General features: G+C 55.8%; 29 protein-coding genes. 11 read left to right on the top strand and 18 right to left on the bottom strand.

The window, feature by feature from the left end; all coding sequences use genetic code 11:
- Window positions 1–7 precede the first annotated feature (7 nt).
- A complete protein-coding gene (locus tag B152_RS0105900; protein WP_020591473.1) occupies window positions 8–895 on the top strand; it encodes an NAD(P)-dependent oxidoreductase in 888 nt (295 codons plus the stop codon).
- Between the two features lie 38 nt (window positions 896–933).
- A complete protein-coding gene (locus B152_RS0105895) occupies window positions 934–1,518 on the top strand; it encodes a hypothetical protein (protein WP_020591472.1) in 585 nt (194 codons plus the stop codon).
- 238 nt (window positions 1,519–1,756) lie between these two features.
- Here B152_RS0105895 and B152_RS0105885 read toward each other — a convergent pair whose 3' ends face one another.
- Window positions 1,757–2,215: a carboxymuconolactone decarboxylase family protein gene (locus tag B152_RS0105885; protein ID WP_020591470.1), complete on the bottom strand. Its 459-nt coding sequence runs from the start codon at window positions 2,213–2,215 to the stop codon at window positions 1,757–1,759.
- Window positions 2,216–2,332: 117 nt separating this feature from the next.
- On the opposite strand from B152_RS0105885, the gene B152_RS0105880 reads away from it, so the two are divergent.
- Both B152_RS0105880 and B152_RS0105875 read left to right on the top strand, forming a co-directional pair.
- Window positions 2,333–3,199, top strand: a complete 867-nt coding sequence (locus B152_RS0105880; RefSeq protein ID WP_020591469.1) for a sigma-70 family RNA polymerase sigma factor — start codon at window positions 2,333–2,335, stop codon at window positions 3,197–3,199.
- Window positions 3,200–3,309: 110 nt separating this feature from the next.
- Complete coding sequence (locus tag B152_RS0105875) at window positions 3,310–3,708, top strand: DUF6157 family protein (protein ID WP_020591468.1); 399 nt, start codon at window positions 3,310–3,312, stop codon at window positions 3,706–3,708.
- Window positions 3,709–3,911: 203 nt separating this feature from the next.
- Here B152_RS0105875 and B152_RS0105870 read toward each other — a convergent pair whose 3' ends face one another.
- The 5 genes from B152_RS0105870 to B152_RS0105850 all read right to left on the bottom strand — a co-directional run bounded on the left by B152_RS0105870 (window position 3,912) and on the right by B152_RS0105850 (window position 8,702).
- Complete coding sequence (locus tag B152_RS0105870; RefSeq protein ID WP_020591467.1) at window positions 3,912–4,454, bottom strand: histidine phosphatase family protein; 543 nt, start codon at window positions 4,452–4,454, stop codon at window positions 3,912–3,914.
- Window positions 4,455–4,611: 157 nt separating this feature from the next.
- Window positions 4,612–5,547, bottom strand: a complete 936-nt coding sequence (locus B152_RS0105865; RefSeq protein WP_020591466.1) for a hypothetical protein — start codon at window positions 5,545–5,547, stop codon at window positions 4,612–4,614.
- A 204-nt stretch (window positions 5,548–5,751) separates the two neighbouring features.
- A complete protein-coding gene (locus B152_RS25070) occupies window positions 5,752–7,005 on the bottom strand; it encodes a sensor histidine kinase (protein ID WP_020591465.1) in 1,254 nt (417 codons plus the stop codon).
- Window positions 7,006–7,302: 297 nt separating this feature from the next.
- Window positions 7,303–8,130: a substrate-binding periplasmic protein gene (locus B152_RS0105855; protein ID WP_020591464.1), complete on the bottom strand. Its 828-nt coding sequence runs from the start codon at window positions 8,128–8,130 to the stop codon at window positions 7,303–7,305.
- A gap of 152 nt (window positions 8,131–8,282) precedes the next feature.
- Window positions 8,283–8,702 (bottom strand): hypothetical protein, encoded by a 420-nt coding sequence (locus tag B152_RS0105850; protein WP_020591463.1) that lies wholly within the window; start codon window positions 8,700–8,702, stop codon window positions 8,283–8,285.
- Window positions 8,703–8,881: 179 nt separating this feature from the next.
- Here B152_RS0105850 and B152_RS0105845 point away from each other — a divergent pair, with 179 nt between their 5' ends.
- Together B152_RS0105845 and B152_RS0105835 are read left to right on the top strand one after the other, a co-directional pair.
- Complete coding sequence (locus tag B152_RS0105845) at window positions 8,882–9,835, top strand: substrate-binding periplasmic protein (RefSeq protein ID WP_020591462.1); 954 nt, start codon at window positions 8,882–8,884, stop codon at window positions 9,833–9,835.
- 238 nt (window positions 9,836–10,073) lie between these two features.
- Window positions 10,074–10,934 carry a nuclear transport factor 2 family protein gene (locus B152_RS0105835; RefSeq protein ID WP_157230901.1) on the top strand — a complete coding sequence of 287 codons (861 nt, stop codon included), beginning with the start codon at window positions 10,074–10,076 and terminating at the stop codon, window positions 10,932–10,934.
- Window positions 10,935–11,095: 161 nt separating this feature from the next.
- Here B152_RS0105835 and B152_RS0105830 read toward each other — a convergent pair whose 3' ends face one another.
- The 10 genes from B152_RS0105830 to B152_RS25065 all read right to left on the bottom strand — a co-directional run bounded on the left by B152_RS0105830 (window position 11,096) and on the right by B152_RS25065 (window position 20,098).
- Window positions 11,096–12,340: a hypothetical protein gene (locus B152_RS0105830; protein WP_157230899.1), complete on the bottom strand. Its 1,245-nt coding sequence runs from the start codon at window positions 12,338–12,340 to the stop codon at window positions 11,096–11,098.
- 152 nt (window positions 12,341–12,492) lie between these two features.
- Window positions 12,493–13,035, bottom strand: coding sequence for a hypothetical protein (locus tag B152_RS0105820; protein WP_020591457.1), 543 nt, complete (start codon window positions 13,033–13,035; stop codon window positions 12,493–12,495).
- A 149-nt stretch (window positions 13,036–13,184) separates the two neighbouring features.
- Window positions 13,185–13,601 (bottom strand): GFA family protein, encoded by a 417-nt coding sequence (locus B152_RS0105815; protein WP_020591456.1) that lies wholly within the window; start codon window positions 13,599–13,601, stop codon window positions 13,185–13,187.
- Between the two features lie 26 nt (window positions 13,602–13,627).
- Window positions 13,628–14,137 (bottom strand): SRPBCC family protein, encoded by a 510-nt coding sequence (locus B152_RS0105810; RefSeq protein WP_020591455.1) that lies wholly within the window; start codon window positions 14,135–14,137, stop codon window positions 13,628–13,630.
- Window positions 14,134–14,487 (bottom strand): ArsR/SmtB family transcription factor, encoded by a 354-nt coding sequence (locus B152_RS0105805; RefSeq protein WP_218044359.1) that lies wholly within the window; start codon window positions 14,485–14,487, stop codon window positions 14,134–14,136. Before B152_RS0105805 ends, B152_RS0105810 begins: the two co-directional genes overlap by 4 nt.
- A 216-nt stretch (window positions 14,488–14,703) precedes the next feature.
- Complete coding sequence (locus B152_RS0105800) at window positions 14,704–15,183, bottom strand: hypothetical protein (RefSeq protein WP_020591453.1); 480 nt, start codon at window positions 15,181–15,183, stop codon at window positions 14,704–14,706.
- Between the two features lie 71 nt (window positions 15,184–15,254).
- Window positions 15,255–15,812 (bottom strand): hypothetical protein, encoded by a 558-nt coding sequence (locus tag B152_RS0105795; protein WP_020591452.1) that lies wholly within the window; start codon window positions 15,810–15,812, stop codon window positions 15,255–15,257.
- Between the two features lie 96 nt (window positions 15,813–15,908).
- The gene (locus tag B152_RS0105790; RefSeq protein WP_020591451.1) at window positions 15,909–17,246 is read right to left on the bottom strand and encodes a hypothetical protein; all 1,338 of its coding nucleotides are present in this window, start codon (window positions 17,244–17,246) and stop codon (window positions 15,909–15,911) included.
- A gap of 94 nt (window positions 17,247–17,340) precedes the next feature.
- Complete coding sequence (locus B152_RS0105785; RefSeq protein ID WP_020591450.1) at window positions 17,341–19,095, bottom strand: hypothetical protein; 1,755 nt, start codon at window positions 19,093–19,095, stop codon at window positions 17,341–17,343.
- A gap of 223 nt (window positions 19,096–19,318) precedes the next feature.
- Window positions 19,319–20,098 (bottom strand): XRE family transcriptional regulator, encoded by a 780-nt coding sequence (locus B152_RS25065; protein WP_020591449.1) that lies wholly within the window; start codon window positions 20,096–20,098, stop codon window positions 19,319–19,321.
- Between the two features lie 372 nt (window positions 20,099–20,470).
- Between B152_RS25065 and B152_RS0105770 the strand changes: the two genes are divergently transcribed.
- Both B152_RS0105770 and B152_RS0105765 read left to right on the top strand, forming a co-directional pair.
- Window positions 20,471–20,866 (top strand): hypothetical protein, encoded by a 396-nt coding sequence (locus B152_RS0105770; RefSeq protein ID WP_157230897.1) that lies wholly within the window; start codon window positions 20,471–20,473, stop codon window positions 20,864–20,866.
- Between the two features lie 18 nt (window positions 20,867–20,884).
- Window positions 20,885–21,643: a hypothetical protein gene (locus tag B152_RS0105765; RefSeq protein WP_020591446.1), complete on the top strand. Its 759-nt coding sequence runs from the start codon at window positions 20,885–20,887 to the stop codon at window positions 21,641–21,643.
- A gap of 141 nt (window positions 21,644–21,784) precedes the next feature.
- Here B152_RS0105765 and B152_RS0105760 read toward each other — a convergent pair whose 3' ends face one another.
- On the bottom strand, window positions 21,785–22,297 hold the full coding sequence (locus B152_RS0105760; protein ID WP_020591445.1) for a hypothetical protein: 513 nt from the start codon (window positions 22,295–22,297) through the stop codon (window positions 21,785–21,787).
- Between the two features lie 1,386 nt (window positions 22,298–23,683).
- Between B152_RS0105760 and B152_RS0105750 the strand changes: the two genes are divergently transcribed.
- Together B152_RS0105750 and B152_RS0105745 are read left to right on the top strand one after the other, a co-directional pair.
- On the top strand, window positions 23,684–24,187 hold the full coding sequence (locus B152_RS0105750) for a hypothetical protein (RefSeq protein WP_157230895.1): 504 nt from the start codon (window positions 23,684–23,686) through the stop codon (window positions 24,185–24,187).
- A 78-nt stretch (window positions 24,188–24,265) separates the two neighbouring features.
- Entirely contained in the window at window positions 24,266–24,862 is a 597-nt protein-coding gene (locus B152_RS0105745) for a hypothetical protein (RefSeq protein WP_020591442.1), read from the top strand.
- 96 nt (window positions 24,863–24,958) lie between these two features.
- Here the strand turns inward: B152_RS0105745 and B152_RS0105740 are convergent, their stop codons facing one another.
- Window positions 24,959–25,849, bottom strand: coding sequence for a hypothetical protein (locus tag B152_RS0105740; protein ID WP_020591441.1), 891 nt, complete (start codon window positions 25,847–25,849; stop codon window positions 24,959–24,961).
- Between the two features lie 97 nt (window positions 25,850–25,946).
- Between B152_RS0105740 and B152_RS25970 the strand changes: the two genes are divergently transcribed.
- Complete coding sequence (locus B152_RS25970; RefSeq protein ID WP_157230893.1) at window positions 25,947–26,120, top strand: hypothetical protein; 174 nt, start codon at window positions 25,947–25,949, stop codon at window positions 26,118–26,120.
- Window positions 26,121–26,168: the final 48 nt, after the last annotated feature.

Here is a 26,168-nt window from a genome sequence, read left to right as displayed (position 1 = left end):
CAGTTCCATGACGACAATCGCTTTTCTCGGTACCGGGCTGATGGGCTCTGGTATGGCTGCCTGTCTGTTGCGTGCCGGACATGAACTCCGGGTCTATAATCGCACGGCTGACAAGGCGGCGGGGCTGGTGGCACAGGGGGCCGTTCTGGCGCACAGCCCGGCAGAGGCGGTGCGCGGTGCCGAAGTGATCTTCAGCATGGTTGGCGATGATGCAGCTTCGCGGGCCATCTGGAATGGGCCGAGCGGGGCTTTGGCCGGGAAGTTTCAGCCCGGGGCGCTGGCGATTGAATGTTCGACCCTGTCGCACGACTGGGTGCTGGAACTGGCGGGGAGTGTGGCAAAAGCTGGGCTGGCTTATCTCGACTGTCCGGTGACCGGGCTGCCCGATGCGGCGGCCAACGGCAACCTGACCCTGTTCCTGGGCGGGGACAAGGAAACCATCGACCGGGCCTTGCCATTTCTCGAGGTGATCTCGACCGACCAGATCCACTTTGGCCCGCTGGGGGCCGGAACCGCCTACAAGCTGATCGTCAACCTGATGGGCTCGATCCAGATCGCTGCCGCTGCAGAAGGGCTGGTCACGGCAGAACGCGCCGGGCTCGATCTGGAACTGGTGGCACAGGCGCTCGCTTGTGGCGGCTGTGGCAGCCCGCAGGTCGCCCGCAATGCCGCGCTGATGGCCCGGGGCGAACACGACAAGGACGTGGTCTTCTCGACCCGCTGGCGCCAGAAAGACACGGACTATGGCCTGCGCTTTGCCGCAAAGATGGGGTTGGACCAGCCCCTGGGCGCACAGGCGCTGGCGGCTTTTAACGCCGTACTGGACGACGGCCACGCAGCCTCGGCTGAGACCCGGGTGATCGAAAGCCTGCGCAAAAGCTTGCCAAAGAAGTAAAAATTTTAACGCACGGGTCAGGCAACCCGGGGGGATTGATGAGCTATCTGTTTTATCTGCTGTTGCTGTTTTGTCCGTGGAAGCTTGACCGTTACTTCTATCAGTTGCAGTGCGCGGACAAGCTGGATACTACGGCTCTGGCCCGGCATTTTTTGTCTTTTATCCTCCGCTTGCTTGGTTTGGGGTTGGTCATTGCTTATTACCTGTTGATACTGAGACTGGTTGTAATTCCCGGGGTGGTCGTTGAAACGGCTTGGCACATGTTTTTCGGCGCGTTGTTCGGGCTCTTGCCTCTCTTTTTTGCACTCTATTGCATACGGGAGGCCCTACGACGGGTAGAGGTCTATGCCATGGGCCGGATCCGGCCAGCGGTATTGATTGAGAAAAAATGGAGTAGGGATAGAGAAAACGGGCCTTCCTGCATGATGACCTATAAATACCGGGTGGGATTGCGTGACTATACCTTGTCGGAGAGCGAAGATCAGTTGGTCGCGTCTGCTTACCGTGTTGGCTATAACTATAAAATCATCCATTCGCGCAGCAATCCTGCCGTCGCTTTCCTCTATACCCGGGAAGACTTTAACAGCTACTGCATTCACAAAGACAAGATCCTGCCGGAGTAAAATGCAGGTGAAAAAGGGTGGTTTATTTTTTTGTTATAACAGTTTTTTTCCGCGACGGTCCCTCCGGAAGGGCAGGTGATGGCGGCGGATATGGACAAGATCGCCGAGGTGCTGGAAAAAAAGGACGATACCACGGCTGCAACGCTGTTGCCGCCTTTGGCTACACCCCAGGCACGCGCCGCCCGAAAGCGCGGGTGCCCGGGTAAAGTTGCCGGTAAGGATACAGGCCTAAGACAAGTCAGTTCCAGGCGGCTCCTGCCTGCTGGCGGACGCTGGCATTGAGCCGGTTCCAGACATTGATCTCGGCAATTGTGACGAGAAGCGCGGCAAGTGCCTCTTCATCATAATGCCTGGCGGCTTCCTCCCATAGCTCATCCGAAATCGGATCGGCATGTTCGCTTAACCGCGTCACTGCTTCGGTCATCGCCAGCGCTATCCGCTCATCCTTCGAAAAGTATGGCGTGTCCCGCCAAGCGGCGACGGCAAAGATCCGTTCGTCCGACTGTTCAGCTTTTTTGAGTTCCTTTGAATGCATGTCGACGCAGACGCTACAGGCGTTGATCTGGCTGGCGCGCAGATGAACGAGCTTGCGGGTAACATATGGCAGCCCGTCCTTCTCCGTCGCCTTGCTGAGCGCCATCAGGGCTTTCAGCGCATCGGGGAGAAGGATTGCGGGGTTTTGAATTCTGGCTTTCATTTTCTTTCTCCATCAGGAATATTTGTTCATAAGACGCTTTCGCCTGGCCGCAGGTGTCACAGGGATCAGGTCTACAACGTCATACCCATGACGAAGCAATAAGAGAGTGTGTGACAGGTGGAGCAAAAAAATATTCTTGTGGACGCGTTCGAGGCACGGCGGTCGCATCTGCGAAGTGTGGCCTTCAGGATGCTTGGTTCAGCCATTGAGGCCGAAGATGCGGTTCAGGAAACCTGGTTGCGGCTTAGCCGGGTTGATGCAGCGGTTGTATCGAACCTTAGCGGGTGGCTGACGACGGTGGTTGCGCGGATCTGTCTCGACATGCTGCGCCAGCGCAAAGCGCGCCGCGAGGATACGTTCGATGAATCCGCCGAAAGGGCGGAGAGCAGTGAGTGTCACAAAGATACGCCTGAAGCTGACCTCGCAATGACGGACTCCGTAGGGGTCGCGTTGCTGATGGTCTTGGAAACTCTCAGCCCAGTCGAGCGGCTCACGCTTGTGCTGCATGACATGTTCGACGTATCCTATGACGATATCTCATCCATTATTGAAAAGTCGCCTGATGCCATAAGGCAAATCGCCAGCCGCGCCCGTCGGCGCGTTCGGGGCGCCAAGCGGCACCAGGAAAGCCGGCGCGCGGAGCGCCGGAAGGTCGTCGAAGCCTTCCTCGTCGCGTCCAGATCGGGTGATTTTGAGGCCTTGTTGAACGTGCTCGACCCCGAAGTGACCTTCCGGGCAGACGAAGCGGCATTGCGGTTGGGCGGAGTCAGCATTCTGAGCGGCGCTGCTGATGTCGCGCGGGCCTTTCTGAACCGGGCGCATGCCGCCGCGCCTGTGCTGATTGACGGCGAAATCGCGGTTGCCGTGCGCCCTGATGGATATCTTATCCTGATGCTGGAGGTGGATTTTCGCGAGGATCGAATTTACGAGATACGCGCGGTAGGTGATCCTGCACGCCTGGCTGAGGCACAACTGTTCGATTAGGGGAGAGCTTCAGTATCCATTCGCGGACAATAATTTCCTGACAGAACGGCAGCTTTGACTTGTAAACAAAGGAGAATTAATAATAGAACATTTAATGAACGAACGGGGCCATGATGCACACTACCAATTATTATGACACGCTCATCTGTCCGGCTGAGGACTGTCAATCAATCGCGAAAGTGCCCGACAAGCCGGGTTCGGTGGCTGCTCTCCAATATGAGTTGCTGGTCAAAAAACCTTACTCGATGACTTCAGATGAGGTTCTTTCGATGGTAGCAGCGCTGAGAAAGGGCGTAGAGGAAGAAGATCTGGCCAGTTTTCGCGCTGCATACTTTTCGAAAGGACAAGCGTGTTTACGTGCTTCCCCACTGACAAAAACTCATGGCTGGGCGGTCCATGCAAACGTTGACGGTTATATCGCGTTGTTATCACCGGATAGTGACGAATTTGCGCGGCTTCAACAGGATGAGAATGTGAAAAAAACCAAAGGGATGAAAAGCAAGCGATGATAGCCCTCTTTCCTGGAAAGGGTACGGGCAGGATGTTCTTCCACCATAATTGCGACCCGGCAGATTTCAGCATCTCGCCCCTGAGATCAATGGGAGCTCCTGATCATCGATGTCGTTATAGGGGGATTGTTGTCGGCAAAGAGAGTGAGATTGTCGTGTGATTGTGCTTTGGTCAGAAGCACAATCAGATCACTGGCCTTTGTTTACGGCAGTTCGTATCTAATCACCTCGGCGTTGTCGGGCATGCGGCCGACCATTTCCTGAAAGAAAAGACCGTGGCCGACAATGGCGAGTGGGCGGGTTTTGCTTTCGCGTAAAGTCCTGTCAAAGGCCCGGACCCGGGCGCGGAACACCTCGAGCGGTTCATGGGCCACGCCGTGTTCGTTTTCCGGCCCCTCGTGCCACCAGCGGTCCGGCAGGTGGGCAAAGTCGAGCTGGGGAAAGTCGCGGGCCAGATGGTCGCGGTGTCGCCCGACATCGCAGGAGTTACACAGCATCTCGTGGTGTCCGGCCTGTACGGTAATCGGGGCGTGGCCTTCGAAAATTCGCAGCGCCGTCTGCACCGCGCGGGTCAGCGGCGAGGTGACGACCTGTTGGATGCCAAAATCGCGCACGATCTCCTTGGCTCGATCCGCCTGTGCCCGGCCCAGCTCGGTCAAGGGCGCATCATAAATCAGCGCATCAATGCCATCACGGGCAACGGCGTTAAATTCGGACTGACCGTGACGGATAAGATAGATCGGCATGGGGCTTTGTTCTGCTTTCTGATTGCGGGCCGTGAGTGCTGACCGGGGTAAGTGGCGGATAGTTTTTACAACAATCTGTTAGCGCGGAAAAGGGAAACAGGAAGATCCTAAAATATCCTGATGATAAGATCCTCCTGATCCCAGCCTCAAGGAGACCTTATCTCTGTCGGTTTATTTCTCTGTGGACCTTTCGCATGATCCTGTCTTCAAAATATTGCGGGGCTTGTTGAAGTTTATCGCGGGCTTTATCCAGATTAGTCGTGCTTTGATCCCATAGATCTTGAGCTTTATCTTTTGTTCTGTCCCAGCCCTTATCAAGTCGCTGTCTTTCAGTTTCAACTGTGTCCAAACTATTTTGCCACATTTCTCGGGCTTTACGTGAGGAGTAATCGACAGTTTCTGCTGCCTTTCTGCCAGCCTGATCTTTTATCCTTCCACCTTCATTGGTCAGGTTATCCCTGCCCTGTTCGATAGTTGTTTCAAAACCTTTGGCTAAGTTATCAATCTGTTGCTTGCTTTTCACGAAATCAATGATCGGGGTTTCGTAGATGCTGTTGTTTTTGTCAATGTCGAGATCTCCAACACCGGGGTGCGTACCCTGATAGAAATTTTTATAGCTGTCATTTTTGGGCATATCCTTTTCTGGATCAAAACCCAATATTTTAAGTCCCAGGCTGGTGACAGAGTTACTGTTTGGGCCTTCATGGTCATATTCGAATTTCGCGGTTTCAATTTTTTCTTTTAGCTGCTTCAGGTCGCGCCATCCCTCCATTGCTTTTGTTCCTGTGGAAAGAACACGGCTGCCTCTTTGTTCCGGGGTCTGATCACCACGCGCATCGATTGATTCATCCAGCGGCATGAGGTGGACCACAAGCTGTGAATCTAAGGTATTCCAACTCGGATACTTTGAGTGAGTACCGGATAAAGCCCATTCCTTGCCGTCTTCGTCCCGATAAACAAAATAGGAGTGTCCTTTCGTGCCTTCGGTGTTATCAACAGGGCGGGTCTCGACCCGGAGTTCGGGTTCAAATTTGGGTTTGGAATTGCCGTATAGTTTTTCTGCATGATCGATAACATGGACCATCTTGTTCATCTTTCGTTCTGTTGAAAGGAACAAGGATCACTGGCATTGACAGGGGAAACAATTCATCTCGGATCTGTAGGCCTACTGGGAAACTCAGGCATTGACTTGATCCGGGAATACCTTGGGAGCAGAGAAACTGTGGACAAGGGCAAAGAGCATGATTTGAACCCTGTACTGGGGTTGGGGGAAACTCCAGTTTGTGCCTCTTAGGTCCTAGGGAAGACCAGCCTGGTTTTGTGGCATTGCTGTCTGGGCCGGGAGGGCGGGGGGCGTGATCCGGTGCGCCGGGAACCGCGCGGTGATGCAGGTGCCCCGTCCCGGTTTGCTTTGTATTTCGATCGAGCCGCCGTGCAGTTCCATCAGGGTCTTGCAGATGGGCAGGCCAAGCCCGGTTCCCTCCTGTGGGTTGCTGAAAACATCGCCAAGCTGGTGGAAGGGGCGCATGACGTTGGGTATATCTTCGGAAGCAATCCCGACGCCCCGATCCCTGATGTAAAACTCGAGCCCGCCGTCCTTATCCATCGCGGCTGAAAAGCTTACCTTTTGACCGGGGCCGGAAAATTTGACTGCATTGTTGAGCAGGTTGGTAAAGATCTGGGTGACACGCCGTTCATCCGCCCGCAGGGTCTGAACATTTGTCGGAGGCGTAATCCGCAGCGAAATATGCTTGTTTTCAGCCAGCGGTTTGATCCGTAACAGGGAGAGTTTCATGATTTCTGCGATGTTGATATCCTGCTCCTGCAGCTTTTCCTCGCCGGATTCAACTTTTGAAAGGTCAAGTACATCGTTGATCAGGCTGAGTAAATGCTGACCTGCCTTGGTAATTGTCGAGATATATTCCCGGTGCTGTTTGTTTTCCAACTCGCCGCCAATCCCGGAGAGCAGAGCCTCGGAATAGCCGAGAATTGCATTGAGGGGGGTGCGCAGCTCGTGACTCATCTTGGCCAGAAACTGGGTCTTGGCCTGGCTGGCTGTGTCGGCCTGTTGGCGGCGTTCGATCTCCAGGCTCAATTGCTGGCTGTGCTGTTCCACCAGTTCAAGCGAGCGCATCAACTCGGTGACGTCGGTATGGGCGCCGAGCAGGCGAACAGGTTTGCCGCTCTGGTCACGGATGGCCAGCCCGCGACAGCGCACCCAGATGGTGTCGCCGTTGCAGTGACGATAGCGCACCATCTGGTCATAGGCGTGGTTGGGGTCAACACAGTGACGATTGAAATTGTCCAGTGCTGTGGCAAGGTCGTCGGGGTGGATCAGATCCTGCCATTCGGCTGCCAGGGGTTTGCGTTTGTCTGGATCATATCCGAGAATTTCCCAGAAACGGTCATTCATCCACTCATTTTCCGGGTTTTCGAGATCCCAGTACCACAGGCCATCAAGGGTGGCATTCTGCAAAAAATTGAATATATCAGGGGCAGACTGAACGAGTTGGTAAAGCTCTTGTTTGAGGTAATTCTCATCACGTGACATGGCAAATCCGTAAACTGTTCAGCCATTTTCAAGCATCTATGAGGTGCGTTTTAATGAACGCGTCTGGTAATCATGAGGCACTTTCAGGACGCAGATTGCAGGCTGTATCTCTGGTGCTAATTATACACAAAAAATACCGTTAAACGAGAGATAATATTTTTATATCCCTTATAGATTGAATTTTGAGCTGAAGTTTTGCTGCGTCAGAAAGAGGAGGTCCAGGGCAGGTTGCCGGGTAATTTTCTGTTCAGGTCTTCTGGTGTTCAGGTCTTCTGGTGCTCGGACAGGCGGGAGAGCTTAAAAATCTGCCCGGACTCTGTCGGCGTTGCCGTCCCGTTCCAGCTTGTCCAAGGCGTTCTGCAGCTCGCTCAGCAGCGCCGGGTCGGTTTCCTTGTGACAGGCGACCCAGAGGCCGATCTCGCGGATGGCGAAGATCTCTTTGATCTTTTTGTCGTCTTCGCCCTTGAGGATCTGCTGACCGGAAATCCGCCCGGTGCCCCAAAGGTCGATCCGCCCGGACAACAGCTTGCGCAGGTTGGTTTCATCGTTGGCCGGGACGAGATCGAGTTTCGGGTGCCCGGATTTTTGCAGATGTTCGGTGAAACCCCAGCCGTCAACCAGACCGACATTGTAATCGAATGTATCCTGAAGTCGGCTCAGCCTGATCTTGCTGTCTGCCCGGGCATAGAAAGACCAGGCATCTTTGGCCAGTGGTCCGACCCAGAGAAAAAGATCCTCGCGTTCTTCGGTCCGCCAGGTGGAATAGATGCAGGTCTGCGGGCGGTTTCTGGCCAGGAAGTATCCGCGTTTCCAGGGCAGCAAGCGGATGTCGAGCGCGAGATCAATTTCCTTTGCCGCCAGGCGCAGCAATTCGGTGGCGATACCGGTAATCTCGCCCTCGGGCCCGTACATGTTCAGCGGAGGATATTCTTCGGTCACCAGGCTGAGTTCTGCCGCCCGGACGGGGCTGTGCGCGAGCAGCGCTGAAAACAGCAGGGCGGAGAAGAGGGGGACCTGCCGGGCAAGAGTCCGGCCATAGCGGCGGGCCTGCCGGTCAGCTGCAGCGCTGGCCTGACAGCCCAAGGGGCAAAACAGGGAGGACAGGAAGATAGAGAAAAGGGGCATTAAAGCTCGAGAGTGCCTGTTGTCCGGGACAAGTTTATTTTGCGACATAGTTCCCTGTTTGTGACGGAAGTACAAGCAGAAGCTGCGGGGCGAAAAGAGAGGAGCCAGAAGGAGGGCCTGTTGAGGTTCTGGTGGAAAGTACCAGGCCCCTGTCAACGGGTTGAAAATCCAGGAGCGAAGTTTTCCCGGTAAGGTGTGACAAAAGCTGCGAAGGGGCTGCCAGAGCCAGTCAGGGAGCCAGTCAGGGAGCCAGTCAGGGAGCCAGTCAGGGAGCCCGTACGAGAGCCAGTACGGCCTCTGGCGGGACCTGGGGATTGCTGGCCGAGACGCTCGCGCGCCCGGCGGATTTCGCTTTCGGTGCCCAGCAAATAGCCCCGGATCTTCTGACACAGGGGCTGGTCGTCACAGGCCTCATAGGTGCCGTCGTGTGCGCTGTCATAACCGTAAAGCTCGACCTCTCCGGCCAGCAGGGTATCTTCTTCCAGCCCGATTGCGACACGGGCGTCAAATTCCGCTGCGATCCGTCCGCCGCAGTCATAGGGAAAGGTGAGTTCCAGCCAGATCTGCTGCATTTTGGTCTCCGGTCAGTTGGGGGGAGGGACAAAGTCCACTGTAGGGCTCATCCGGGGATGGGGCAAAGTATCTGTATCCAAAGTGGATACTTTTCGGGGTAAATGCAGATGGATTAAATCAATCTTAATCATTTGTTCCTAAAAGGAATATTCTGAATTTATTGACAGTGAATTTTGATATGAGATCTGTTTCAGTTACACCGAAAAGCCCGGGATGTGGCCTGGCAGGCCTGACGCGGTTCTCACGGGTCTCGCGGGTCTCGCGACTGTTCCGGGGGAACAGAGGAAGCACCCAGGCCGGGCGCTGTCTTTCTGTGACAGCGTCTCTGGTTTTCTCGTTTGTTTTTTGGCTTGGGTGTTTGGGTGGGCTTGCCGCGCCATCCGTGGCTGTGGCCCAGAGTAACAAAACCATCCGCTATTGTTATAATGAATGGCCACCCTACAGCATCCCGACCGAGGGGGGGTACGAGAGCGACGGTTCGCAAAAAGCCAGAGCCAGAGGGATTTCGGTCGAGGTCATGACCGAAGCTTCACGCAGGGCCGGTTATGAAGCCATCTTTATCGAACTGCCCTGGAAGCGCTGTTTGCAGTCTGTCCGCAATGGAGAGCTGGATGCGGTCCTGGATGCGGCGGCACGGGATGATTTTATACAGGGTCCGGCCTATAACAGTATCTATACCAATACCTTTTGGGTGCACGGCTACAGCGAGATCAGCTCGCCCGATCTTGCCGCGATTGTGGAGAAACAAACAGGGGTCCTGATGGGGCTGGTGGATGGCTATGTCTATCCGGAAAATCTCCTTGCCGAAATCGGGGCGGCCCATCTGGAAGTCGACTATGCGGTCGATGATCTGGCTAATCTCTATAAGTTGTTCCAGGGCCGGGTGAACATTATTGTCGCCGATTTTGTGTCGACCTTCTATTACAACGCTCACAATGATCTGTCGCTCCGGGCACTGCAGCCGGCCCATTCTTTTGATCCGCTGTTTCCTTCTTTTCATCCGGATCGGGTCAAGATGCAGCGGCAAGTGAACAGAGCGCTGGAGGAAATGACCCGCGATGGCAGTCTGGACGAGATCTACCGGGCAGAAATCGGGGTGCCTTTTTCCGATGTGGGACAGTATCGGCCCTAGATCTGTATTGCTGATTTCCTGTTTTCGGTTTCTGGTTTCTGGTTTCTGGTTTCTGGTTTCTGGTTTCTGGTTTCGGGTTCTGGCTTGGGGCTGGCGCTTTCCTTCTGAGAAGACTTTCCCGTTCTGAAATTTTATTTGAACCTCTTTGCGCCTGCTTCCGACAGAGCATATAACGGCAGCAGAACGCTTGCCGCGATGTCATCAATTTACCACGTCAACGATGGGGAATGTTATGTTTATGAAAGCCGGTTCCAGCAATTTTATTCCCGATGTCACCGGAAGTCTCCAGGGGGCAGAAAAGGGACTGAAGATCATCGCTCTGGCGGGGGCTGTTCTGGGAGCCGTTACCATGTCTGCACAAGCCTGTGAAGAAACTCTCGCCGTTGCCTATCAGGGCAGTGAGGCGGGGAAACTGACCATTGAAGTCAACGACGTTATCCTGCTGCGGGATCATCCCGGCAGCTTTGCCAATTTTATTCCGCCAAGCCTGCTGCTGGAGGGTGAAAACATCCTGCGGGTCCGGCTGGTGAAGGACGCGGCCGCCGCTGGAGCTGAGGCTGTGGGGGCAAAAGCCGAGGTTTTTAAAGCCTGCCAGGGCACCTTTCCCGAAGCACCGGGGCAGAACGAGAATGTGATCGGCGAGATCAGTCTGGACCAACCGGGCGAGGCGACCACGGGCTTTACGGTCAAGGACCTGCCCGCCTATGGCTATCTTTCTGCAGAACCCACTGATGACAAAGGGTTGCTCGAAGCCATTACCCTGTTGCGTCAGGCGGCCAGTGACGGCGATATGGACGCCTATATGGCTTTCCTTACCCCGCTGAAGAACGATCTGGTAACCATCGAAGGCATGCCCGCCAACATCCTTGAAGGCATGGCAACGGACCTGCTGGGTGGTGATTACAAGGTAAGTGAACCGGGCGCGCTGACAGTGCATCCCGTACTCGGCGGACGCGCCTATCAGGTGGCCACTGCCGAGGGCGATGGCCCGTTGATCTTTGTCCCAAAAGACCCGAGCAACCAGGATCTGCTCGACAAACTGGCCCAGGCCGGGATCTGGATCAAAACGGATGATGGCTGGAAGATCCTGCGCCATTAAGGGCCAGTTGAGGCGAAGTCTGTAGAGGGACTGAGTTAATAAACACCCGCAAGGCCAGCCAGGTCCTGCGGGTGTTCTTTTTGTTGGCTACGGGAAAGCCTCGACAGAAAATGCCCGGAGAAATGCCCGGAAAAATGCCGGGAGAAAATGCACCTGTCGCGCTAGTCAAAGGTCGCCAGTCTTTCTGCCGCCACAGCCGGGTTTTCCCTCCAGAAGCTCTGGCGATCTGTCCGATGATAGAGATAGCGATAGAGCGCCCAGGTTAGTACCCCGCCGATCAGGGAGAGGGGCAGAAGCAGAAGGCCTGTTGCCGTCAGGTATGTGAGAAGGGTTTTTGTTGAAAAGTCGAAAATGTTACTCGTCACAAGCTGGGTACAGGTCAGGAGAAAGACGAGGCTGGCACAAATGCTGCCGCCGAGAAAAGCGCGGCCCGCGCGGTAAGAGCTGCCGGATAAAAAGACGGGTGCAATAATGCCCCCGATCAGAGCAGCAGGCAGGGCGAGGGGCAAGAGTACAAAAAAGTACTGAACCTCCCCAAACGCGAATAATGTCAAAGATATCAGGAAAAAAAACACCAGCACGGTTGTTCCAGCGAGCAGTCTGCGTAACCGTTTCGTTGGGATCTGTTTGTCTTCTTCTGGAACTCTGGCGCTGGTCTCACTTGAGCATCTGTTGAGACAAAAGTCTGCAAACCAGACCAAACAGCTGAAGATGACGAACTGGACGATTTCTTGCGTGAGCAGATACAGAGTGAGGGACAGGGGGTAGTCCGCTTCCAGAAATAGCAGAGCCAATCTGGATATTCCGGCGAGACTGTCCAGTGAACGTTCAAAGCTCTGAACAAAACTGGTAAAGTGGAGAAGTCCGGTCGCGACCGCAATCGAAAAGTGAAACAGAAGGATCACAGAGGCAAAGATCAGGCCTGTACGAAAGGACTTCCCAACACTGTATCCCTGGCTGTCGAGGCGTGGTAGCAGGATATAGTAAGCTGTGATCATGAAAAACGGCAGCCAGGTACTGTTTTTCAAAAGGTTGTACAGGTAGATGCTTCCGGGGCGAAGTTTTTCTAACAGGTCCGGGTCGACAAGGAGAAGCAGGACAAAGAAGAGGAACAGCCCGAGCAGCAGACGTTCGAGCAAGGAGACCTGTCGTCCTTCGCGAGGGGTGTGATCGCCCGGATTGGTTCTTCTGTGGATCAGCCAGGGGATCACTCCGGCCCCGATTACGCCGCTGGCGATCACAGTCACAAGAAGCTGGATCGTCATTTCAGCAAGATCAAATCCTTTGAGACCCAGAGAGTTGAGAATTTGATACCTCAGCTCCTGGGCAATCATCGGTGCGTTGATCCCGACTACTCCGATAAAGAGGGACAAATAGAGGCGATGTCTGTTGGAGCTCTGGTTCATTCCGATTTTCCTTTGGTGCCGCAGACTGTCCTATTCAAACTGCAGAACCCCGACGTTTTGTTTCTACGGTTGTTGCCTGTCGAAGATAATATCGGGCCTGCACGCATGGAAAGTTCGGAACTTATGAAGTTTAAAAATCCAGCCGTGCTGGCTCAGCTCCAGTATTGACTGCGCGAGCCTGTGCCGAAGACCAGTTTGTTGACCAGCCAGCCGAGCGGGGCGCCGAGCGGGGCAAAGAGCAGGGCGTAGAGGGCGGGTGGTGCCAGATTTTCGCCGAGGGAGGAGAGGAATTCCTCGTGCAGGAACGGGGTTGCGGCCCCGCTGTTGAATTCGGGCAGCAGCACCTGCTGGATCAGGAAAAGAAAGAAACTCGCCAAACCACAGGTCAGGATTCCACCCCAGATCGCCCGGCCGGGTTTATAGGCCCGGGCCGAGGTATAGCTGGGGAAAACCAGAAATCCGGCGATAAAACAACCGGGGATGACCCAGAGATCCTGCAGAGAAAAGACACCAAAAAAGGCGGCGATTTCAGATGAACTCTGGCCCCCCGTCTGACTGGCTGTCTGGCCTGTGGAGTAAGCCGCGCGGACAGAAAGCGTCAGCAATGCATGCAGGCTGCTATAGAGCAGATAGCCGATGACAACGCAGTAGAGCGCGAGAACAAGTCGGAGAAGCAGGGTTGGTGTCGATTTCATTCTGCTACAGAAGCAAATAATCACCGCCAAGTCGAGAAGTCTTTACGATAAAAGGTTTTTTAACCCGGAGTTATTTAACCGGGAGGTATTTAACCCAGTGACTTTTAACCCGGTGACATTTAACCCGGTGACATTTAACCCGGTGACATTTAACCGGGGGGCATCCTGTCAAACTTGGGCAGGTCTTCGGCAATCGGGTCCCAGGCATGACTGCGGGAGGCATAGACAGAGATCTGCGGTGTGAAGCTTGCGGGATCATCAAGACTCGCTGCATGGATAACAAACAGGTCAGGCTGGGCTGCAAAGGTGAGATAAACGGGTGATCCGCAGGTAGGGCAGAAGCCACGGGTCTTTTGATTGCCGCTGTCCCCGGCTGTGTGCCATTCCGTTGCTTTGCCTGTGAGCGCCACCTGTTCTCGCCGGGCGAAGGTCAGATAGGACCCGTGCCCGGTCCCGCTTATCTGTTGGCAATCGCGGCACTGACAGTGATTTTGCATCACCGGGTCACCCGGAATTTTATAGCGGAGAGCACCACAGGCGCAGCCGCCTTCAAAGATTTCTGTCATGTTTCTACTCCTGTTATAATAAGCGATCAGGCTGTCAGTTCTGAACGCATGTCAGGGCTGGGGGAGGAGAAAAGGTCAATCGGCTGCCCGCTTTCAAGAAAGGATTTCAGGCTTGAAAGGACCCGGGGCCAGCCCTTGACGATGGCAAGCGCCATCCCGCTGTTTTCTTCCAGTTCGTCATGGGTGACAGTTAACCTGACCATGGCGTCAAAGGGTTCCAGTTCAAAGGTTACACGGCTGTGCTTGGAAGGGTCGCTAAAATCGGATATCCCGGCCCAGGTAATGACCAGCCGTTCCGGTGCATGGCATTCGACCACCTTTCCGGCAAGCTGCACCTTGTGTTCGCTGTCGTAGCGAATGTGTTCCCACCTTGATCCGGCTTTCCAGTCCGAAACATTTTCATGGGCCCAGTACTGTCGGGTGATTTCCGGTTTTATCAAGGCCTCGAAGACCTTTTCCGGGGTTGAGAGAATATAGGTGACATAGACAAACTTTGTCTTGGTTATGCTCGGGGTTATGCTCGGGGTTGTGCTCATGGCTCTTCTCCTTCAAGCCGTGTTTTCAGGTCATGTAGCAGGCCCAGGCGCTGCTGTTCAAATTTCCTTACCCAGCGTTCATAAACGGCGTGCAGCGGAACGGGGTTGATAAAGTGCAGTTTCTCGCGGCCGCGTCGGACCGTGCTCAACAGATTGGCGGCCTCCAGAATAGCGATATGCTGGGTGGTCGATTGCCGGGCCATGTTCAGGTGCTCACAAAGCTGGTTGAGGGTCTGGCCATTTTCTTCACAAAGAAGATCAAGCAGCTTTCTCCGGCTCGGGTCGGCCAGTGCCTTGAAGACCTTGTCTTCGTTTTTGCCTGCATCTTTCGCCAGATCTTCGTCTTTCACGGAGTTTCCATCTGTAAGCGGGGTTTTGTTCTTTTGTGTCCTGGACTTTGCTTTCGGCAAACAATATGCAGGTATTTACCTGCATGTCAAGCTGTGATGAATTGCTCCCGAATCAAGTGATCTCAAATCAATTGATTCGGGGGGGGCAAAGGGAGGAGGGCGCAAGGGACCGGGCGGGCAGCAGGAATCAGGGCAAAGTGTTTGAAGGAGCTGCCCTCATTCCCCCTGCCGTCTGCGCAGCAACAGCCAGTCGAGCAGGATCGCGGCAAGGCCAAAGGGCAGGCTCAGCCCGGCGGCGAAGATCATGATGATGCCAAAAACCGTGGTGTGGGCATCGGTAAAATCCCGGCTGGAGTGGATCACGGTGATCGACAGCAGCAGGATAAAGACCCCGGCGCTGAGCAGGGTGGTGAGGATGCCGCCGCAAAAGGCCCGACCCGGACGCCAGACCTGAAGCGAGAAGCAGGGCGGCAGGACCAGCCCCCCGACCAGCAGCGCCGAGCAGAACATCGGCAGAGGCTCGAGAAAAAAGGCAAAGGGCAGACCACAGGCCCCGGCAATCAGGCCGCTGAACAGCGCACAGATCAGCTTCTCGCCGCCGGAAAGCCTTGACGGTGCAGCGCCCCAATTACCTATCGGCGGCAGGGGCGCGGGCTTTTTAAAGACTGTTGACGGGGGGTGGGGCTGCGAGGTCATGGCAGAGCTTTCCAAGGATTATTTGGGCTTATTCTGGTATCTTTTCTATAGCAGATCTTGTTTTACTCGCCCTATTCGAACACCGAGCTGTCGGGGATCGGGTTTTCTTCCCGCTTTCGGATCAGATAGCGGTTGAGGAAAATGGCAACGACAGCAATGACGGGGGAGAAGAAAACAGATATCCAGAAGGTGATCGCCACATGCCAAAAGGCGAGGCCGTCTGCCTCCCATTTTCCGACCCAGTTGATCGCCTCTGCTCCAGCTATTTCAAGGAAGGCAATGAGGATGAGACCATTGAGGAAGGCGGCTGCAAATGCGGCGGCAACGGTAATGAAGCCACCACCGATAAAAGACACAATGATTCGCCAGTTCTGGCGAAAGAAAAAAACGGGCAAAATCCAGTGGGCGATGGGAAACACTACGGCAAGGAGGATCGGGATGATGATAAAGTGGAAGACATAAAGCCCGGATAGGAATGTGCTGTCGCCGAGATAAAAAAACAGAAGGCTCAAAAAGACCAGTGCCGGAAAGGCAATCCCGGACATGACCAGGCCACAGATTACTCGCTCGCGCCGGGTTGGCGGGATGCGTGAGAAGGTGGCAGTGGTGGGCGGTGAATGGTCGGTCATCTCTGGCTCTCTTGTTGCCGCTGCGGGTGTTGGGTGTCGGGGTTTAGGTGGCGGGTCAGTCTTCTGTTCTCAGACCGGGGTTTCTAACGAGATTTTCTATTCAAAGGCGGTGGTGTCGAAGACCGGGTTTCTGGCCCGGCGGCGATAGAGCAACCAGTCGAGCAGAACAGCGGCCAGACCACCGATCAGGGAGAAGGGCAGGGAAAAGGCGAGGGCGAAGACAGTGGTGCCGAGGGCTTCATTCAGGTTACTGCCGAGAAAGCTGTCGTAGAGGGTGACATAGGTAAAAGCCCCAAGCCCGGCGGTGAGCACCGTGGCCAAAGCCCCGCCAAAAAACATCCGCACAAACTGCCAACCGTCGCGAGAGAAAAACAGCGGCAGGACAAAATACCCGGCAACCAATCCGCTGAGCAGCACTGTGATCCAGGCATCGCCGAAGCCGATTAGCAGGATCGTGATCAGGGCAATTGCCCCGGTATAGGCACTGGCGAGCAGTTTTTCCCACAGGGTAATGTCTTTAAGCTGCAGCGCCGGGCTGGAGCGGAGCGGGGGCGAGGGGATGTTGCCGTCTGCGCGTTCTGCCTTGTGAAAAATATCCTGTTTTTTCTGCTGGACAAAAAGCAGGGTATGAACCGCCCAGGCGCAGAGACCGAAGAGCAAAAGTGCGGCACAATTCCAGCCGAGATCGCGCAGAAGATCAAGCTTGAGGAGTGCGCCTTTTGCCGGGACAAACTCGACGGGTGCGTCGGCACGGATTTCACGGGCGAACTCGAAATAAAACGTCAGGCAGAGCAGGGCAGCCAGCAGGGAAAACCCGGCCCCGGCGATGGCGACCAGCGGGCGATAGCGCCCAATAATATCGGGGGTAACATCAGGGGGGGCATCAGCGGGGGCACCCTCTTGCCTGCTTGCTTCTGACCGATAGGTCAGCAGGCGGCAGACCCGCGCGGCAAGGCTGTGGCGCAAGGCCCCGGGCTGGACAAAGGCGGGCAGGAAACAAAATCCGGCAACCAGCCCGATCAGGGGAACATGGGTGAAATCGGGAAAGAGAATGATAAATTCGCCCAGACTGTCCAGAGCCAGCAAGGAGAGGGCAAAGAACACGGCGAAGAGCAGGCAACAGAGGCTCACCAGCCAGCCGATGGTCAGGCCCGGATACACAGGGCTTTGCAGGCTGTCTTCTTCGTCTTCAGCGGGCAGGGTAAAATACTGCCGCCGGAGCCAGCGCAGCAGAAAAAAGCCGCCCGCCAGCGCTGCCAGTGCCAGCAGATAGATCAGCAGGGTAAAATCCAGCCCGGCGGCAGGGCTACGCGTCCAGGTGATAAGATGGATCCGGTTAAGATCGATCAGCGCGGCCAGCAGGCTGAGCATAACCCCGGCAAGACCAAGAACAAAGCGCAGGAGCAGAGTGGGTTTTATGATTACAGGGGCCATGCCGGGTCAGATGCCTTTGTAGCGCTGATGGAGCGATGCAGTTGTCGTCGCGCAGATGAGGATGGGGCAAGTGCGTGAGGAAATAGAATTACAGCTATAAATCGTGGTTACTTTGCGGCGCTGGTGGGGCTTTTGTAAAGCGGATTTTCCTGTGCCGGATATAGTAGAGAAAGCCATCGAGCATGAGCGCGGCAATACCACCGATCAGGGTTAAAGGCAGAAAGAAATCCAGAGCAAAGTAACTCGTATACATGCTAACGAGAAAACTCCAAGGGGCCTCACCATCAGAAAGGGTTGCCATAAGAACCCAGGCAATAGTGCCAGACACAATGGCCATCAAGGTTCCCCCGAAAAAGGCACGGAAAAATTGCCAATGTTCCCGCGAGAAAAACCGCGGCAGGACAAAATAACCCGCGACAAATCCTCCGATCAGGAAAGGGAACTCCATCTGCTGGAACGGGAACTCGCGTATGGTGATTACTGCAAACCCGCCAGTGAAGGAACTGGCAAGCAGCTTTTCCCATAGGGCGAACTTGATCCTCTTCGAGGTAGGGAGTGGCGAGGTGATTTTAACGCGGATTTTCTTGCGCCGGAGAATGTAATGCCCCCGATCGAGCAAAAGTCCGGCAAATCCCCCAGCAAGTCCAGAGGGCAGAGAAGCGATGATCGAAAAGGTGATCAAAACCAATGTATTTAGGAAAAAATACCCTCCAAAGGTCGCGCCTCTCAGCATATCAGCTGAAAGAATAAGGCTGGAAGCAAAAATGGCAGTCAGGGCTCCACCCATAAAAGCATATAAAGGGTGCCATATCTTGCGGGAAAAAAACAGGGGTTGAACAATATAGCTGGCCATCATGCCCACGATGAACGTGGGTATCAGAAAAACAATATTCTTTTCCTCAATCACGCGATCATCAGCAAAGCCATAAGCGATGATCCCGGTGCTGATGCTGGCAAGTAGTTTCATCCAGACCGGGATATTCTTACGAGAAAGCAGACAGCGATGACGCAACGTCGAGGCGATAAAAGAAGGGGCTGTTTCAATGTCAGTTTTTTTCTGGCGAACATAAAGCATGGCATGACTTGCCCAGGAAAAAAGCATCAGCAACAGAACAAAAATCAGAAATTTTCCGAGAGAATGATAATGATTCTGCCAAAAAATGATATCTACCAAGTTGGGGGAAGAAGGAAGAGCAGCAGCATTTTTTTGCTGTTGATAAAGGGCGTAAAGCGCAAGGTAACTCGATAGAAATATTGCTGCGAAAGATGCAGCAAATACTGCACCCTCAATGGCAACCAGTGGTCTGTATCTGGCTTTATCAAATACCTCGACTGTTTCTGGCTGTTGATAGGGCTGGAAGAGCAGGCTCCAAAAGCGGCCGAGCAGGCTGTATTTATACCCGCCCGGTTGTACAAATGCAGGCAGAATAAAAAATCCAGCACCAAGACCGATAAGCGGAATACGATTGAAAAAAGAACGTTGTAGAGAATAATGATAGGAAGAGGGTTCCCCATATATGAAAATACTGAGGGAGATAGCTAAGAGCAGCCCGAACAGACAGGCTCCCCAACTGAGGATATGGCCCGTCTTGCGAAAAGGTGTCTGGTAGACAAAGGACGGCAAGGTGAAATATCGCAAGCGGATGAGACGCAGCAGATACACCCCGCCAATGGTGGTTAGCAGCACATAAATCACGAGGGGTAAAGAAGGGGAAAGCCCGTAGTTTATCCATTGTTGGAGAAATCCCGGATTTTTGCTCAGTAACTGAGCGATAATACCAAGCAAAGCACTAAAGCAGCCAAGACCAAGGCGCAGGCATAGTGTCGGTTTAACGGGTGTCGAGGGCATAGCGGATCGAGAACTCTTGAAAATAAGATTAAATAGAAGAAATAGAATTACAGCTATAAATCGTGGTTACTTTGCGGCGCTGGCGGGGCGGTTGTAAAGCGGATTTGCGTATGGAACCGTTTCCGAAAGCCGATAAAACGGGAAGGTCCGGAAGGGGCGCGTCCCTTCCGGTTCTTTTTTTACCTTGTTTCTTTCGCCTACATTCTGCCCTACATCCTGCCGCCTACATTCTTCTGCCAAACCAGATGACGCGGCCGATGATGTTGACCTCGTCGAAGGTGCGCTGGTATTCGGCGTGGTTGGCGTTGTCGGAACTGATGCGCAGCAGCGGCGGGTCGCTGTTGGGGATGTGTTCGATGCGTTTGACCACCACGCCGAAACCGTCCCAGAGGGCAAAGATGCCCGGCGGGGTCGGGCGCTGGTCGTTGATGTCGATCATCACGCGGTCGCCGGAAACCAGGGTCGGGGTCATGGAATCGCCCTGGACCTCGATGATGCGGGCGGCGGTGGGCTGGACGTGCAGTTCGGTGCGCAGGTATTCGCTGGGCAGGGACCAGTTGCCGCGGATGTCGTCGGCAATGGAGACGTCGCCCTTGCCGTCGGGGTGGTAGGCGACCCCGGCTTCACCACCGCCGCCCATGCCGCCGCGCACATCGATTTCGGCGACGTTGTCGCTTTGTCTTCCTTTGTTGACAGAAGCAGCTTTCGCGCTGGTTTTGGACCTGTCGCCTGATCCGCCGCCTTTGCGCGGGCTGGCCGCGTTCTGGTCCCCGTCTTGATCATCTTCGCTTTCGGACAGGGCAGAGGGGGCGCGGCGGGTATCCATCAGTTCCTTGGGGTCGCAGGCCAGGGCAATGGCGAGGCGGACCATCCAGATATCCGTCAGGCGGCGGTCGCCCTTTTCCAGTTTCATGACCTGGGCCTTGGTGGTTCCGGCCTTGTCGGCGACCTGTTGCAGGGTCAGGCCCTTGGCTTGTCTGAGTTCTTTAATACGGTTGTCCATCAGGTCATACCTGTGTGCGGGCTAGAGGAATGTATGTATCCATAATGGAAACAAATAAGTTTACAAAATGGATACTTTTATCTTGACTTCGGTTTCCATTGTGGATACCTATGATCTGTAGAGTCAAGAAAATAATCGTGTAACCCACCAACCCCCAGAGCTGCAAACCGCTTTTCCAGTTATGCGGTTTGGTAACGGGGTGAGGCGGGACGAAGGAAAGGGCCATATCGCTTGTTTTACAGGCATTTTTTTAGATCCGCAAAAGGAACAAACAATGAACATTTTTATCGGTTCTTTTCTGTTTTGGCAAGCTTTTGTCAAGGCCTGTCGATCATGAAGCGGCCCCTGTGGAAACAAGACGACAGGAAACAAGTGAGCCAAATAGAAGTGGACCAGAAAGAAACCGACCAGAAAATGGCACAAAAGGGAAAACTGGCGGGGGTTTTGCCGGGGGCTGAAGAGCCGGGCAAAGCCCGTCTGGCCCGGCGCAACGACTGGCAGGATTTTTACCGTCAACAGCTGGCCCGCAGTAAAACCCTGATCCATCTGCCTGAAGCCTTGCCACCCCGAGAGAAGCCCCGAGAGAAGCCCAGGGAACCTTCCCGCGAATCATCCAGAGAGCGCCACAGAGAGCGCCACAGAGAGCGCCACAGAGAGAAGTCCAGCGAGAAGTCCTGCGCCAGACTTCCACAGAAATTGAACCCAGCGAAATTGTACCCCAAAGAAATTGACCCCAAAGAAATCGACCCCAGAGAAAATGTCTCCTGAGCAGAAGGAAAGCCATCGATGAAATATAATCCCCGTGAAGACTTTACCGCCGATCCTGCCGTTGGCCTTTCCCCGATCTGGACGGGGCATAAACGCCCGGATAATCTTACCCCGGAACGTCTGGCCCCGAAAAGTCCAGCCCCAAAAAGTCCAGCCCCGAAAAGTCCAGCCAAGGCTGCTGCCGCTGCGGATCTGGCCTCCCCTGCAAAAGGGCAACAGGATAATGCTGTTTTTTTGCAATTAACTGATAATGAGTTAACTGCAAAAAAAGACGCATTTTCCGCGCCTGACAGGCTTGAGCTAACCCCGGCGCCCTTTGCGGTTTTTTCAGCACTGGTAACGGCCCTGGCAGCACAGAGTCACCTGCCGCCGGACCAGCGGGCGCTGGATTATAACCGCCTGAAAAGCCTGAGCGGGATGGATGCGACCCGCTCCTTTCCCAAACATATCCAGGAGCTGGTGGCCAAGGGGGTGATCCTCTGTCTGGGGCCGCACCGCGAACGCATTGTGACCCTGCGCATGGACCCGTCGCGGGTGCTGGCGGTCAAACGCTATGCCCGCCAGACCAGCCAGCATTCAAAACCGCAGGTCAGCAGCAGCGTGAAAATCCGCAAGTGCCTGAACTGTCGCAAGGAATTTGAAAGCCACTGGGCAGGCGAGCGCGTCTGTTCCCCCTGTAAGGAAGGCCCGGACTGGGGCGAACACGACAGCCCCTTCACCCCCATCGGCGACAGCGATGGTGCGGGCCTGTCCGACCTGATGACCGGGTTGATATGAGAGCCCCGATTTGAGTCCCGATTTGAGGCCCCGAATTTGAGGCCCGAATTTGAAGCTCGGACAGGGGCAGAGATGATCCAGGGCGCAGCCCTGTAGCTTTATAACCCCCGCTTTCTTGCGCCTATCGATCTGATCGACAGATCAGGACAGCGGGGCGTTCAGGATCTGGCTGGAAAAGAGACGGTAGGCATGGAAAAACAGCAGGGCAAAAGCCGAGATCAGGCAGAAGACCGAAAAGACCCGGATCTTGCGCGACAGACTTGGGCCACCGGGTTTGCTTTTATAGGCGCTTTCATTGCGGGTCTGACGGCGGATCACCACCCAGACAGCGGAAAGAAAACTCAGCAACAACAGGGTGATGGCGGCAAAAACCGGACCGTCGTGGATAAAGGGCAGTACGTTGAGGCTGACCCCGATGCCCACGGTAAAGACCAGCAGACGCATCACGTCACTGGGCAGAATATCGCGCAGACTATGACCCACGGCCGGGCCACTGCTATTGGCGGTTGGAGGGGCGGTGTTTGTTGCTGTACTGGCGGAAACTTGTTTCTGCGGGCTGTGGTCCCGGTTGTTTTGATCCCGGCTGGCTGGATCCCGGTGAGCCTGATCCCGGTTAGCTTGGTCCCTGTTGCCCTGTTCTTTATTCTGAACCATCACAGCGCACTCCTGTCGGGGAAAAAGACCGCTCTGCCTCCCACTATCTTCCCGCATCCAACCCTTGTCAATCGGGATCGGGAAGGGGGGAAAGCCGCATGAGCAGGGGATCTGGCAACAATCTGGCGGCGGGCAAGCTGCCCTGGTTCAAGTTTTTTCCGACGGACTGGCGCGCTGATACGGGGCTCAAGCTCTGTTCGCTGGCGGCACGGGGACTGTGGATCGAAATGCTGGCGATCATGCACGAGGCGGGTGGCTATCTGGAAATCAACGGTCAGGCGGTGAACGAGCGGGCCTTGGCGGCACTGGCCGGGAGCCTGCCGGAAGAGGTCAGCGAGAGTCTGGCCGAGCTGGAACAGGCGGGGGNGTTCAGCCGCAATCGCCGGGGGCGGATCTATTCCCGGCGCATGCTGCGCGATCTCAAAAAAGCCGGGCTGGCGAAAAGCAACGGGCGCAAAGGCGGCAATCCGGCGCTGAAAGCTCCGGCGAAAGCTCCGGTCCCGGAGCCGGGGATAAGCTCTTGTGATCATGAAGATACTTATCTCCCGGTTAAGGAGCCAGATAACCAAGAGGATAAAGCGCAGGATAAGATCCCTGTTCAGGCCGGGCTTAAAACCCAGAAGCCAGAAGCCAGAGTCCAGAAAGATAAAACACCTCCTGCCGGAGGTATAAAAACCGACGATGAGGATCTGTCTGAACTGGAGGGGGCGGCGGCTTTTCGTTGGTCAGGTCAGAAACGCGAGGAGGTAGGTGGCGAAGAGAGCTCCCTTTGCGTTCACGAGCGGAGCTCGGGGCAGATCTGGCCGGAGGTGGCGGAGATGACCGAACTTCTGCGGGCCAGCAGTCTGCCGCCTATGCGCCCTAAGACACCAGCTCGCCCAGAAACAGCCAGCAGTACAGCCAGCAAGGCTGGGCGGCGTGGCCGTCGTCTGGATCAGGACTGGGAGGCCACCGATGCCGACCGAATTTTTGCCCGGGAAAGGGGAATGGATCATGAGTTTTTTGCCACCGAAGCACTCAGATTTCGCAATTACTGGACCAGCCTTGCTGGAAGACGTGCCTGCAAGCTTGACTGGCACCGCACCTGGCAAAACTGGGTCCTGCGTGCGCTTGAGCCGGGCGGGGGAACAGGCTGGAGAGCTGGTGCAGACAGCAGAGGCGGAAGTCGCCCGGCTTCGCTCCACCCCCACCGGGGGGAGCCCGGCCGGAGTACCCTTGGTCAGGGCAGGGGAACGGCTGGCGCAGGCGATCCGGGCCGGGGGGCGGGTGGCCGACAACGACCGGGCGGTTTTGAGCTCGCTGACGTCGCTGCTCGGCTGCTCGATCGGGCTGCGGCACAGGACGATCTTTCCGAAAGAGGGCGGCACGCTGGACCGGCTGGAGAGTGTGACCCTGCCAACTGACATGCCCCCGGCGCAACGGGCCGAGGCAATCCGCACCCTGCGCCTGTCGCTGGCCCCGCTCAGCCGCAGCCAGACCATGCGTGAACTGCTGCGGCTCAAGGTCAAGACCGGCAGCCGCAACATGGATGCGCAGACGCTGGAATTGCAGCTGGAAGTCTATGCCGACGAGCTGGCGCGTTTTCCCGCCGACTGTGTGTTGCAGGTGCTGGGCGAGGTCGGGCGCGGCAAGTGGTGGCCGGACTGGGGCGAGATCGAACGCCGTCTGACCCCGCTGGAAACCACCCGCCGCCGGATTTTACGGGCGTTGGAAAAGCCCGGATACCCGACCGTTGCACTTACAGCATCGCTACCAAAGACAGCCGTGACAGACCCTCCCGCCAGAGGGGAGATCAGATCCCTGGGGATGCTGACCGAACAGGGGCTTGATCCTCTGAGAAGGCCTCCTGACAAACCGGGGGCAAAGCCGAAGCCTGACCCAGAAACCTGACCCAGAAACCTGATCTTTTGGAAACGTACAGTTTCCACAATCCAGACGTACAGCAGAGCAACCATCGGAGCGCACCAGATGAAAAAACCACAAGAGATGAAAAACACACAGGATACCTCCGCCCAGAACACAGCAGAAACCAGACCCGCCGGGTCTTATCTGGAGATTGTCACCGCCGAGCGCCTGACCAAATCCGACGTGATCCGGCGCAACAGCCAGCGCGACAGTGATGCCCTGCTGCGGGTCGAGGCCCCGACATTGGTCGAGCGGCTCTATGACCGCGGGGTCTTTGGCCGCAAACTCGGCCGCGAAGGCATCGCCGAAACCCGCCGCGACAATGGCCTCTGGCTGATGCAACTCTATGATCAGCTCTATCACAGCGAAGGAGTGGGCCGCTATCAACCCTATGGCCTCGGCGGTTATAACAGTGGCGGGGAGGTGGAAATGAGCGATGCCGAAGCCGAACTGCGCGCGCTGTACCACCGCTATCTGCGCGGCCTGCCCGCCAGCACCACCCAGAGCCTGCGCTTTCTCTGCCGCGACCAGCAACTGCCCCGCGTCCTGACCGAACCGCTGAGCCAGAGCCTCGACGCCCTCGACAACTGGCGCCAGCAAGACCGCCAGACCCGGCGCGACAGAGCAGAACAGGCCGAACGGGAGAGGGACGAGGGGTGAGGCCGCAGGCGGCGGGGGGAAAACAGAAGTACCTCAAACTACCGGAAGGGAGCCTCTCCCTTCCGTGCCATCCCTCTCTTCTGCACCATCCCGCCGCTATTGCATCCCAAAGGTACAGCTGGCGGCGGCGATGGCTTGGCAGAGGCTGTTGTAGAGCCGGGGGAGCTGGCGGTTATAGTCCATCTGGTCGCGCGGGGTGGTAAAACGCTGGTTGTTCCAGGCGCCCAGACCGCCAAAGACCCAGCCGTGATAGGCGGCGGAAAACAGGCGCTGTGCCGCTTCGGGGTAGGCCTCGATCATCGGGAAATCGATATGTTCGGGAAAGGTGATCGCCCCGTTGGGCGCGAGGGGCTCAAGCGCCTGGTCAAAACAGTGCAGCCAGCTGTCATCCGCCAGACGGCTGGCCAGGGCGCGGCCCTGGCGCAGGTTGTCGCGCAGTTCGCTGGTGATGGCGGCAAGGTCCGGCTCGGGAACCGGCAGGGCCTCGGGCAGTTGTTCGATGCAGCCATAGGTGACTTTCCAGAAATGCTGCCCCCTGACCTCGGGGTTGTCCACCTCCCACTTGGCGGCCCAGCGTTCGGTCTGGGGGCCGCCGTTGCTCACGCTTGATACATGACCGGAAACCAGCAGGGTCCAGTTCCTGCCGCCGGGGACAAAGGCGGAAAGCGGCGCGTTTTCAATTGGTTCTGACGCATAGTCCAGCCATGCGGCCTGGACCCGGCTGTGTTGCAGATCCTCGATCCATTCGCCAAGACCGTAACAGCGCGGCACTTCCTGCTGCTGGCCAAAGAGGTCGCTTTTGATATCGATAAAATCAAGCGCGGTACAGTTGATCAGGCTGGCGTGCCTGTCGCCCAGCGGCGCTGTTTCTGTCGCCTTGTCCGCTGGCGGGGCAAGCTGTGGCGCGGTCTGTAAAGGAGAGACTGAAGAACTCAGGGAGTTTGCCAGAGTTGAAAGAAAAACCAGCTGGTCTATTTCTCCGTACATTGTCTTGGGAAAACCTCTTTGTCTTTATCCGCACTGAGCGGGCGGGGAATTTGCGCCGATCATAGAGGCTGGTCTGGCAAAGGTCAAAAAGCCCGGAATGCCGCGTGATACAGGCCCATGGTGTGGTGCTGGTGGTGTGTGTGCTGGTGGTGTGCGGGCTTGTGCCGAGTTGATCTTTCTATCTATAGCGGCCTATAGCGGCAATGCCCGTCGCGCCCACATTGACGCATTACCGGGAGATCCCCCTTTGACCCATGGGTGCGTAGGTTGAATGCAGGAAGGGAGCCGGCTCAGTCATCGGCGGGTACTTTTCTCTGCC

The organism is Kiloniella laminariae DSM 19542 (assembly GCF_000374005.1).
In the GTDB taxonomy this organism is placed as follows: Bacteria; Pseudomonadota; Alphaproteobacteria; order Kiloniellales; family Kiloniellaceae; genus Kiloniella; species Kiloniella laminariae.
The sequence above is the reverse complement of the archived record's forward strand: the minus strand, read 5'-3'. Positions and strand labels throughout refer to the sequence as shown.